Below are 11972 nucleotides of genomic sequence, written 5' to 3'. Positions count from 1 at the left end.
CTCATTTTGAAACAAACTGACGAGAATATTACATTCTCAATCCAAATGATTTCTCATTTGTTTTGTTCTCACTTTCGTGAAAACCACTCACTCGTTGTTCAGTTTTCAAAGATCAATTTTTGTCTTCCTCATCACCAGTGTGTCTCGGTGACAACTTTTATATCATATCATGTGAGATTTGATAACGCAAGCTTTATTTTTATAGATTAATTTCCCTGATCTTATATACTATCAAATCCATCGCTTCCAACCCGCCAAACTTTAATTGGCTGGATTAATAATTTAACATACTCTCCCCCTATTTGGCAAGTAGTAATAATACAGCACACAAAGGACGACTGCCGAAGCATACGCTTTTGTGCAAAAACCTGAATTTTTGAACTCGAACTTATGATACTGGTGCTGTTACCATTCAATAGATCAAGACGAGCGTCAACTAATCGCTCGTCTTGATATTAAAATATTTTAGTTTTTTATCCAAGGATTACGCCGTCTATGTTGTACACTTGATTTCTTGTTCTCCTTTTTTGGAGCTGATTTCCCAACCTGATTTCCAGCACCTTTTCTACCTTTACTCACACTGGATGTCTGCGCAGTCTGTAATTCCTTATCACTTACTAATACATCAGATTCGGTTGGAGCCGCATCTTGCTCTCTACTATGACAACCACAATCTTGTGTAGCTTTAACTTCTGATTGTTGTTGGGAGGGAGAATTGTATCCCCCATAAGACATGTTTGGATTCATCGAATAACCACCCTGCATATTGGACTGCGGGAAAGTCCACTCGAAAGGGTGAGTGCAAGAGTAGATATCCGAGTGAATTACAGGTCCATTCTCCATCGCATGTGTAGCATTAGATACGGCTACTGGTGCATTCTCCTTGCCCCCTCCAACTGATGAGTAGCCTAAATTATTGTCCGTAAACGGAAAATTATAAGGTGAAATATTCTGATTACCGCAATCTGGCATTTGATTAGTCATGGGCATCATCTCAGGATAGCACGATTGCTCATTTCCATAACCATAGCCATAGCCCTGTTGTTCATACTGCGGCTGAGAATACGAGTAACCCTCCGTCAGTCCTGGATAGGTTGTTTTCTCCGCCATAACTGGGCACTTTTGAGCCGGCTCTATAATAGGTTGATGTGCCACCACTTCTTGTGCAGGGACAGGAAATTGTATAAACAATTGCTGCGACATCTCTACTTTTTCCTCATGACTTTCAAATACAGGATTAGGTGCAACTGAGATTTCTAAATTCAGATTCGGTGCCGGTATATTGGGAGCAGGATTCACTGGAAGCTGCGGCAGTTGTGGAATGACTGGTGGGAGGGCCTGATTAGGCGTTTTCTCTGTCTTTGTTCCTGTATACGTTTTACCTCCATGCATCATCTTATCCGTCGTTACCTTCTCTTCAACTGGTGCATTATAAACTCCCTCCTTCATCACCACCTTAGGTATGTTTACAATTTCACCAACGAGTAGGGCATTCGGGTTTTTCAAATGCGAGTTAGCATCGATCATTTCTTTTAAAGTAACTCCCCATGCTTTGGAGATCTTCCAAAGACTATCTCCCTGTTTCACTACATGCTTGTGAACCGTGTCTTCTGGTTTAGGTGAAGAAACAGACTTCGATGGAATTTTGACCTTCTCACCTATGTTTAGTTTGTTCGGATCTGAGAGCTGCGGATTTGCTTCAATTAACTGTTCTAAAGAGATTCCATATTTGCCAGATAAGTTGTATAAGGTGTCGCCTTTCTTAACCATGTGTATTTTCACGCGGTAAAACCTCCTAAACTTCTTTTAGGCAGAATAATAGCCCGCCTTCGTTACTATCATCTTATGCAGAGTTTGGGCGAATGACATCATTGATAACAAAAAAAATCCTTCCATGTTCAATCATGAAAGGATTTCTATAGACTTAACCCCATAATCCGAGGTAAACGGATCTCACTACTTCTTCACATTCTTATCATAGATATACGTTGGATAGGATCCCAATACTCGTACTTGACACCCTAACGCCTCGATTTCCAATATAGCCGCTTGCAATAGAACCGTATTAACCTCTTCAAGAATATCAATATAGAAATAATAATTTCCAAGTTTCTTCTTCGTAGGACGTGATTCGATTCGAGATAAATTGAGCCTTCTCCAAGCAAAGGTCGAAAGAACTTGATGAAGTGCCCCTGGGAAATCCTCTGGAAGCGTAACGATAATACTTGTTTTCAATGCATTGTTTTGACGCTCGAGATTCACTAGATCAGGGCCAATGAGTACAAATCTGGTGAAGTTATTGTCATGATCTGTCACACGCTCAGACATCACATCTAAACCATGAGTTGCTGCACCAAGAGCTGTACCAATCGCCGCCCATCCATGTCCTGGATTCTTTTTCACAATATGAACAGCTTCAGTTGTGCTCCCTACATTCTCTATCTCAGCTTGAGGAGCATGGTTACGTATAAACTGCTGACATTGCGCAGAGGCAACAGGATGAGAAATAATCTTAGTAATTCGGCTATAATCTATACTGCCTGACTCAGAAAGAAATTGTTCTCGATCTCCTATCAAGTTCTGTATAGATGGATAGACCCATTCCGCTTGCATAGGAATATCAACTTCATTCACAAGCCAATCCATATGCAGACTTACTGATCCTTCTATCGTATTCTCAATAGGAATTACACTGTAGTCACTTTTACCTTGAACAGTTGCAAGAAACACATCCGAAATAAGCTTGTAATACTGTAGTTCAACAGGTTCATCACCAAATAAATGAAGTACAGCCTCATGAGAAACAGAGCCTTCTGGTAGTAATGCTATTCGTTTCATACTCCAACTTCCCCTTTAATCATGTTCATAAATGAGTTAGAGTTCATCTCATAGACCTCAACACCCTTAATAGATGGTCTAAGCCATCTTGCGGATGCTTGAATGCCATGCGACCCCATTGTATTTAACAGATAGGATTCCAATTCTTTTTTTCGGATATCTCGACGATCTACTAATGCTAACAGAGTCGGACCCGCGCCACTCAAGGCAACCCCAAGCGCTCCATGATTCGGAGCTTCCTCCAATATAGATGTCATGCCCGGCACTAGACTTGCTCGATATGGCTGATGCAATCGATCCGACATAGCTTTTCCTATCAGATCAAACCTTCCACTAGAGAGCGCAGCCACCAATAGCGATGATCGACTAATATTATACACCGCATCTTTTCGGCTAATATGATCAGGCAATACTTTTCGAGCTTCAGTGGTAGACAATTGAAATTCCGGAATAACAACCAAAACCTCTAATTCTTCATGTGGTTCTATCTTTATATAATCAGCCTGAACTCCGTCCCACACTGCAGTAATAATTCCCCCGAACAAAGACGCTCCCACATTGTCAGGATGACCTTCTAAACTTGTAGCCATGTCAAATATTTTATCATTAGATAGTGGCGATCCGATTAGAGCATTTGCCGCACTCATTCCCCCAATAATAGCTGACGCACTACTCCCAAGACCTCTCGTCAAAGGAATGTCTGAATACATAGAAATTTCAACCTCTGGCATACAAATCCCAGCCTCATCAAAGACAAGTTGCGCCACTCGGTATAATAAATTGGTTTTATCCTTAGGAATCCCCTTCATCTGGTCTCCATACAAATAAATTTGAGTTTGTTCCGATTCTTTCATCTCTACCCATGAATATAACGATAAGGCCATCCCTAACGTATCAAATCCTGGACCTAGGTTCGCCGTGCTAGCAGGGACCTTTACTCGCACTCCTTTAATTCTATCCATAACGGCTCCTTTATAGAGGTAGTTCAAAAAGTCATCTTTTGATCACGAAGTATAGCAAGAAGCGTATTCGACATCGAAGATTGAATTCAGCCGGTCCTTCCGGTGCTCACGTAGGTACTGCCTACGCTCCGCTCCTCTCTCCCTTGCTTCTTTCAATCTTCTTGGTGCTGAAAATTTGACTTTTTGAACTCACACTTATATATAATTATCCCTCTACCCGATAAACACTTTTAATGGTACGAATGACATCAAGTCCTTCAAAATGCTGCAATACCTTATTCATACTAGCTTTGCTTACATCATGAGTAACGATAATAATTTCTGCAAAAGGGTTATGTTCGTTCGGCTGTTGCACAACAGACTCTAAACTCACATCGAATTGGGCAAAAGCCTGTGTAATCTGTGCAAGTACTCCTGCCTTATCATCCACATGTAGAAGAATAAAGTTTTTGTACTTAATTTGTTCATCACTCTTTAGCTTCTTTACCTTATAAGGAACTATGGCTTTCAAGCCATTTACCCCAAGCTTCAAATTCTTAATCACCGCTACTAAATCTGCCACCACTGAAGTTGCCGTAGGCATCGCTCCAGCCCCAGCTCCATAGAACATCGTCTCCCCAACCGCTTGGCCATACACATACACTGCGTTATACACCCCGTTAACCGCAGCGATCGGATGACTGCGTCGTACCATTGTAGGCTGAACACTAATACTGATAGACTCATCCTCACAATCCGCGATCCCTAGAAGCTTCATTTCATAACCTAGACGTTTAGCATACGCAATATCTTCTTTGGTCACTTGAGAAATACCACGGACACTCACATCATGTAATTCAACATTGGTTCTAAATCCAAGCGTTGCCAAAATAGTCATCTTGCGAGCAGCATCCAATCCTTCTACGTCCGAGGTTGGATCTGATTCTGCATAACCAAGTTGTTGTGCTTCTTGTAGTACATCATCGTAAGAAGCTCCTTCTTTACTCATCTTAGTCAGAATGAAATTTGTTGTGCCGTTTACAATCCCCATTATTTTCAAAATACGATCTGAAGAGAATCCTTCAATTAACGTACGAATAATGGGGATGCCACCAGCTACACTCGCTTCATAGAACACATCGCATTGGTTCTCTTGCGCCTTAGCAAGAATTTCAGATCCATACAATGCCATTAAATCTTTATTCGCGGTAATAATATGCTTCCCACGCTCCAAAGCTTCCAATACGTAAGCTTTGGTCTGCTCAACACCGCCCATAACTTCTATAATGACATCAATTTCAGGATCACGGATAACATCCCATGGGTCCTCTGTCAGTTTCGATGGATCAATATCGATTTCCCGTGGTTTATCACTGCTCTTCACAGCTATCTTTTCAATAATGATTGGAGATCCTACCTGACTGCTTAAATCCTCCTGATTCCCTTCCACAATTCGAACGACACCTGTACCTACTGTACCTAATCCTAATAGACCAACTTTTATCGATTTCATTAACATACCCTCCCAGACCACTTCGTCCACCCTTTATTTACCCCTAACCTTGCCCAATCATATGAACGCGTTTCACTCCTGAAACACCTTTTATGTCTTCCAGCATCTCGTTAAGTTCTTCACTGATCCTTGATATTTCCACGGAGATAACAACATTGGCCACTCCTTGCAAAGGTATGCTTTGATGCATCGTTAGTACGTTACCACCAAGGCCAGCCACTAGACTTAACACCTTCGATAACATCCCAGCACGATGTACTAAATCAATGGATATCGTCACAATGCGTTCACGTTCCAAATGATTAATAAGATGAACCCCATCTTTGTATTTATAAAATGCACTACGGCTTAATCCAACTTGTTCCACCGCTTCGTGGATCGTCTTCACATCCCCAGAAGTGAGCAATTGCTTCACTTGCATCGTCTTAATGATAGCTTCTGGTAAAATATCCTCACGAACTAGGTAATAGCGTTCTTTCACGAACGTCCTCTCCTTAAAGACTGCTGTTTGCGTATAGTGGACATTATAATATAAAAACCCGTTAAGGGTCAATAGACAGACATCCCCCTAAGGCTTTGTCGAGAACTCCATTTCAAACATCAAATAGGGCAGAGTATGCCCATTCCCAAAGTCCAGGTGTTTCCTTGCAATACTTTTACCCTCTTCGGATTCATCATGAATCGACATATATATACATTCATTATAAATGGATGATGTGGTATGATAATCCTAAAAAAACGGAGTTCATTACATGAAATTTAAAATAAAATTTATCTTATTGTCCTTAATTTTAGGGATCAGCGCGTCCGCGTTTGGCTACTTCGTAGTCCAAAACTATTATTTACGAATACCTATACTGGCCGAACTCTTCTCCGATAATACTCAGTCGACTATCGTAAACCAATACGAAAGTTTAGTCCCAGAAGCCAATGATCCTGAAGGAATCTATTACCAAGATCGAGTTCTCGTACTGATGTATCATGATCTCAGTCCAGATCCGGTCGATATCGGGACGTTATCTGTTGCTCATTTTGAACAGCAGTTAGCGTTAATGAGAGACAATAACTTTCACTGGATTTCAATGACTCAGTACAGGGATTTCATTCTGCATTCGTCCCCTGTTCCAGTTAATGCAGTCCTTCTCACTTTTGACGATGGCTATGAATCGCTCTATAAGTATGCTTATCCTCTCCTTCAGCAATATCAAGCACCTGCTACTAGCTTCATTATTGTCAACTCAATCGACAATCCGAAGCATGTTGGTATTCCAAAAGTAACCTGGGAGCAGGCTAAGTTAATGCAAGAAAACGGCATCGACTTCTATAGCCATACATACGATTCGCATAAATATGTCCCTACAGGTCCTAGCAATGATGAATTAACTGCGATGATCGCAGGACAAATCTACTTAACAGATAAGAATCGACAAGAAACCAAACAAGAATATGAGCAACGTGTGACCTATGATTTGAAGATGGCAAATGACATCCTGTATCAGAATTTGGGCATCCAGAATAACGTACTCGCCTTCCCTTACGGTAAGTTCTCTAAATCGTCGTTGAACATAGCTAAACAATTGGGCATCGATATTACGTTAACTGTGAAAAGCGGACTTAACAAGCCCGGACAAGCCAACGGCTTCAGGGTTAATGCCGGGGGAATGACCAATGATCCAGTGTTACAAATTTCCCTCATGAAGCATGCAGTCGAGCTACTTGGAGACATTCAGTTTAATGATGGTGCTAAAGCCCGTTACTATACGTTATCAGGATTGATCATCCTTATGATCATTGCTACTTTCTGGTTATGGTCAGGCTGGAGATTGCTCGCGGAACGCCAAAACCTCTCTTTAGCATCGAGTGGGAACGAAGTACAACCCAAAAAGCTGTCTAGGGATGACGTAACATCACTATAGACTTATAGAGTACCCATCAATAGGTCAAAAAAAAAAACCGTATTCAGCACCTTATAGGTCTGCGTACGGTTTTTATTATTTTAATAATAACTACTGCCTTCAACAAATTCGAACTCAAAATCTCCAAGTCGAACGATGGTTCCATCTACAGCTCCGCGTTTACGAAGTTCTTCGTCCACACCCATGTTTCTGAGAATGCGTCCTAATTTGAGAACAGCTTCATGCGAATTAAGTTGCATTCTCTTCATCATTTGTTCAATCTTCTCACTATGAACTACGAATTCATCATTATCTCTAACGATCGTAAATGAATCATCATCCTTCTTATCTAGTTTATACACTTTTCTTTCCTTCAGTTCAGAAACTTCCTCTATAACAAGCTCATCCGGAATTTGATCAAGTAAGTCTGTAGCACGGTATAGCAATTCCTGTATACCTTGACGCGTCAAGGATGATATTGGCATAATCTCCATTTCTGGTCTGATTAGCTTAACCTTTTCACGGAAAGATGCTAATAGCGCTTCTGAGTCAGGCATGTCCATTTTGTTCGCCGCAACAATCTGCGGACGATTGACTAATACCGGATTATATAGTTGTAATTCATCATTGATCTTGACCCAGTCTTCATAAGGGTCTCTGCCTTCAGATCCAGACATATCCACCACATGAATAATAACACGAGTTCGTTCAACATGACGTAGGAATTCATGCCCAAGCCCTACACCCTCGTGTGCACCCTCAATGAGCCCTGGTAAATCTGCCATAACAAAACTACGATGATCTCCCACATCAACTACACCTAAATTGGGAGTAAGCGTTGTGAAGTGATACGCTCCTATTTTAGGAGTAGCAGCAGATACGACAGACAACAAAGTAGATTTACCCACACTTGGGAAGCCCACTAGTCCAACATCCGCCATCACTTTTAATTCTAATACAATATAACGCTCTTGACCTTCTTCACCATTCTCGGCAATTTCAGGTGCGGTATTCTTAATTGTAGCGAAGCGATTATTACCTCTTCCTCCGCGTCCTCCACGTGCAACAACTACAAATTGACCATGTCTGGTTAAATCTGCAATCACTTCTCCGGTGTCATCATCCAATATGATTGTACCCGGTGGGATGCGAACGATCATATGGTCTGCATTAGCACCATGTTGACTCTTATTCCGCCCCTTCACACCTTTATCCGCCTTAAAGTGACGTTGATAACGGAAATCCACCAAAGTCCGAAGCCCTTCATCCACCTGAAAAATGACGTCGGCACCTCTGCCTCCATCGCCACCTGCCGGACCACCATTTGGCACAAACTTCTCACGTCGGAATGCGACGATACCGTCACCACCATCGCCTGCTTTCACAAAAATCTTTGCTTTATCTATAAACATAACTTCACCTTCCTCATGTATCACACGGTACGCGTAACTGAAATGAAGATGAAGCAGTATCCAACTTCTCCATCCTTATTCTATTACTACGCACCACATTATGAATTTGCTGCTCAAAAACTTCTGGCGTTCCTTGCAAACCATTACCTTCAAAAAGAGCGACTATTTCCCTATCTTCTTCATAAAGACTGAGCGTAAGATTACGACTCTCCCCCCAGGATACCCGTCCAATGTATTGAAACGCTCGAATACTTTTTACAATAGCGGATACCCATTCCTCAGTATCATCTTCTTTCATTCTATTACTAAGATGTAAGTCATCTGCAATATTGATCTCAAGTTCCACATTACTTCCTATGGTACGAAAAGCTTGCAGATAAAAAACTAAAGATGGAATACCAAGCTTCGCAATCTTACCCTCAAGCTCCATCCGTTCCTTTATTCTTCCCACACATTCAATAGATTTATCATGCTTTCCAAGTTGAATGTATCCATATAAAATTTGTAAATCGTTCATCCAGTCATGTCGATGATGATTCAAGCTTTTGATAGCAGTCAGTTCAACGCTTTGAATCAGTAATCGCTGTTCCCGTTCACTCTGCCTATGAATAATTGTGATTACGATCCAAAAGACTGTTGCCACCCAAAGCGTAAGCAAAACATACCATATTATCGATGGAAACCAAATAACGAACAACAAAGGAATCCATGTGGATATGATAGCTAGAGCCCATAACTTTTTCCACGTTTTCACAGCTTCTCCTCGTTCCTAAATCACCTATTGACTAATTTCGCCACTACATAGTATAGCACAAATATGAAGTTTATCTCACCTATTTATCCTAATCGTTACAAAAAAACCCCCGGCACTTAATGGCCGGAGGCTTCTTCCTTGTGTCACAGCTGTTTACTTAGCAATTAAGCTTCCACTGCTGCCGCTACAGGAGCGATATTTACCGGGTAGACGCTCACTTTCTTGCGATCGCGGCCCCAACGTTCAAATTTCACAACGCCTTCCACTTTAGCAAACAAAGTATCGTCACTTCCGATGCCAACATTCGTACCTGGATGAATTTTTGTTCCACGTTGACGAACTAGGATACTTCCGCCAGTAACCGTTTGTCCGTCAGCACGTTTCACACCAAGACGTTTCGAATGGCTATCACGTCCGTTTCTTGTGGAACCAACACCCTTTTTCGATGCGAACAATTGAAGATTCAATTTTAACATGTTGTCTACCTCCTTCTTTAAATAGTAATTTCTTCTATTTGAATATACTCACCGTATGATTCAGCAATATTATTCAACATAACGACCATTGATTCCATTAAGAGCTGCACATGACTTCCAGTAGATATATCCTCACGAAGAGGAATCTTTCCACTTAAGAAACCATCATGCATTTCACAATCCAAAATAACACCTGTTAACGCTTCAATCGAATTAACTGTTCCGACAGTGACAGCTGATACTCCAGCACATACAATATCTTCTCCAGCTTTCGCATAATCTGCGTGTCCCTTTATCTTGAACCTTTGGATCAACCCGCTATCGTTACGAAAGATACGCACGATAATCACTTTATCGCACCTTCTTACGCCTGAATTTTTCCGATTGTTACTTTAGTGTATGGTTGACGATGACCTTGCTTCTTATGGTAGTTCTTCTTAGGTTTGTATTTGAATACAACAACCTTATGACCTTTACCATGTTTCTCAACTGTAGCGGCTACAGTTGCACCGGAAAGTAACGGTGTACCTGCTACCAAACCATTGTCATCACATATTGCTAGTACACGGTTAAAAGTAACACTTTCTCCGTCTTCTGCATGTAGTTTCTCAATGAACAACACATCGCCTTCTTGAACTTTGTATTGTTTACCACCTGTTTCGATAATTGCGTACATATTCTTGCACCTCCTCATGTCTCAGACTCGCCTAATCTAGGTGGCAGCATAAAAATATACTGCACTTCATAACCCAACCGGAGCGGTTACAGCATGTGCAGGGCAATGAAGCACCAAACACATACTCGTATATATTACCACACTTCTTTCGCGCAGTCAATGAATTGTAACGATATTAATTCGCCCTGTTCCGGAACAGCTATCACAAGTTCTATCAAGCAATATCGATGTATCCTCGCGAACCTTTTTACGAGTGAGCTCAAGAAGTCCAAGTTTCGTCCATCCAACAATTTGACTCTTGGCTCGATCTTTTTTCATCACTAAGTCTAAAGCCTCCACCACATTCTGACGATGCTCTTCCTGCTCCATATCAATAAAATCGATAACGATAATTCCACCGACATCCCTAAGGCGGATTAATCTTGCTATTTCTTGGGCAGCTTGTAAATTGGTCAACGTTACCGTCTCTTCCAAACTATAAGCACCCGTATATTTGCTTGTATTTACATCAATGACGGTTAACGCTTCCGTATGGTCCCATATAATCGTTCCGCCACTCGCAAGAGATACTTTTCGGGAAAGACCTTTATCTAATTGCTCAATAACACCATGAGCTTTGAAGATGGATTCAGAGGATTGAAACAACTTCACAGGTAAATGGACGCCATTACTCATTTCATACAAATATTTCTTTGCTTCATCCGCTTCTGTAACATTATTAATTATCAGTTCATCTTCTAAGGGGTTCAATACATCTCGAATTTGGCGCTGAACAATACTCAAGTCTCGATGAAGCAGACTAGGCGCAGCTAATTGGTTAGCTATCTCTTGAATTCGTTGCCACTGTTCTCGCAATAATTCCAAATCACCTTTAATAGCGTCAATATGTTCATCCTGCGATACTGTTCTAACTATAATTCCCTCACCACGAAAACGTAACTGTTCACTTAAGATCTTAAGCCTTGTTCGTTCACTATCGCTTTGGATCTTCTTCGAAACAGCTACATAATCCGCAATTGGCATATACACAATCCAGCGACCAGGAAGTGAATAGTGGGTAGTTACTCTTGGTCCTTTGCCCCGAAGAGATTCTTTCATAACTTGGACAACAACTTCTTGTCCCACTTTCAACAATTCTTCTATCGAAGGTTTAACCTTCGGCTGCTTATCAAGATGGGGGTGTAGCACATCATCAACATAAAGAAAGGCATTCTTCTTATGGCCAATATCTACAAAAGCCGCTTGCATGCCTGGTAATACATTGACGACTCGCCCTTTGTAAAAGCTTCCTACTAAGCTCTCGCCTTGGCTACGTTCCGTCGCAAACTCCACAAGCTTACCTTCCTCTATGAGAGCCATCTGTGTAAACTTCGTTTCACAGTTAACGATCATCTGTTTCATGGCTTCACCTCTGCTAGAAGACATTTCATAATCTCTACATGAAATCTCTAATAAATTTTGTAGCAT

12 protein-coding genes and 1 other annotated feature are annotated in these 11972 nt (G+C 41.3%); of the genes, 1 reads left to right on the top strand and 11 read right to left on the bottom strand.

The annotated features are described in order from the left end of the window. Positions 1–465 precede the first annotated feature (465 nt). The 5 genes from AC1TO8_RS11060 to AC1TO8_RS11040 form a co-directional block, all read right to left on the bottom strand. The gene (locus tag AC1TO8_RS11060) at positions 466–1782 is read right to left on the bottom strand and encodes a LysM peptidoglycan-binding domain-containing protein (protein WP_482055650.1); all 1317 of its coding nucleotides are present in this window, start codon (positions 1780–1782) and stop codon (positions 466–468) included. A 174-nt stretch (positions 1783–1956) separates the two neighbouring features. Beyond that, a complete protein-coding gene (gene pheA, locus AC1TO8_RS11055) occupies positions 1957–2838 on the bottom strand; it encodes a prephenate dehydratase (RefSeq protein ID WP_482055649.1) in 882 nt (293 codons plus the stop codon). Further along, complete coding sequence (gene thrB / locus AC1TO8_RS11050; RefSeq protein WP_482055648.1) at positions 2835–3800, bottom strand: homoserine kinase; 966 nt, start codon at positions 3798–3800, stop codon at positions 2835–2837. Before thrB ends, pheA begins: the two co-directional genes overlap by 4 nt. Before the next feature lie 205 nt (positions 3801–4005). Beyond that, positions 4006–5292 carry a homoserine dehydrogenase gene (locus AC1TO8_RS11045; protein ID WP_482055647.1) on the bottom strand — a complete coding sequence of 429 codons (1287 nt, stop codon included), beginning with the start codon at positions 5290–5292 and terminating at the stop codon, positions 4006–4008. Between the two features lie 43 nt (positions 5293–5335). Continuing rightward, positions 5336–5773, bottom strand: coding sequence for an ACT domain-containing protein (locus AC1TO8_RS11040; protein WP_482055646.1), 438 nt, complete (start codon positions 5771–5773; stop codon positions 5336–5338). Between the two features lie 271 nt (positions 5774–6044). Between AC1TO8_RS11040 and AC1TO8_RS11035 the strand changes: the two genes are divergently transcribed. Then, entirely contained in the window at positions 6045–7208 is a 1164-nt protein-coding gene (locus tag AC1TO8_RS11035; RefSeq protein WP_482055645.1) for a polysaccharide deacetylase family protein, read from the top strand. A gap of 80 nt (positions 7209–7288) precedes the next feature. Here the strand turns inward: AC1TO8_RS11035 and obgE are convergent, their stop codons facing one another. From obgE to AC1TO8_RS11005, 6 genes are all read right to left on the bottom strand, one after another. Continuing rightward, positions 7289–8599: a GTPase ObgE gene (obgE, locus tag AC1TO8_RS11030; RefSeq protein WP_482055644.1), complete on the bottom strand. Its 1311-nt coding sequence runs from the start codon at positions 8597–8599 to the stop codon at positions 7289–7291. Positions 8600–8612: 13 nt separating this feature from the next. Beyond that, complete coding sequence (locus tag AC1TO8_RS11025; protein WP_482055643.1) at positions 8613–9353, bottom strand: Spo0B domain-containing protein; 741 nt, start codon at positions 9351–9353, stop codon at positions 8613–8615. Positions 9354–9517: 164 nt separating this feature from the next. Further along, positions 9518–9829, bottom strand: a complete 312-nt coding sequence (rpmA, locus tag AC1TO8_RS11020; protein WP_482055642.1) for a 50S ribosomal protein L27 — start codon at positions 9827–9829, stop codon at positions 9518–9520. 17 nt (positions 9830–9846) lie between these two features. After that, positions 9847–10179: a ribosomal-processing cysteine protease Prp gene (locus tag AC1TO8_RS11015; RefSeq protein ID WP_482055641.1), complete on the bottom strand. Its 333-nt coding sequence runs from the start codon at positions 10177–10179 to the stop codon at positions 9847–9849. Between the two features lie 14 nt (positions 10180–10193). Then, positions 10194–10505 carry a 50S ribosomal protein L21 gene (rplU, locus tag AC1TO8_RS11010; protein WP_438347107.1) on the bottom strand — a complete coding sequence of 104 codons (312 nt, stop codon included), beginning with the start codon at positions 10503–10505 and terminating at the stop codon, positions 10194–10196. A 13-nt stretch (positions 10506–10518) separates the two neighbouring features. Next, positions 10519–10603, bottom strand: a sequence feature (ribosomal protein L21 leader region). Between the two features lie 58 nt (positions 10604–10661). Next, entirely contained in the window at positions 10662–11906 is a 1245-nt protein-coding gene (locus AC1TO8_RS11005; protein WP_482055680.1) for an Rne/Rng family ribonuclease, read from the bottom strand. Between the last annotated feature and the right edge of the window lie 66 nt (positions 11907–11972).

The sequence above is a fragment of the Paenibacillus sp. Y859 genome (assembly GCF_056786405.1).
The sequence above is the reverse complement of the archived record's forward strand: the minus strand, read 5'-3'. Positions and strand labels throughout refer to the sequence as shown.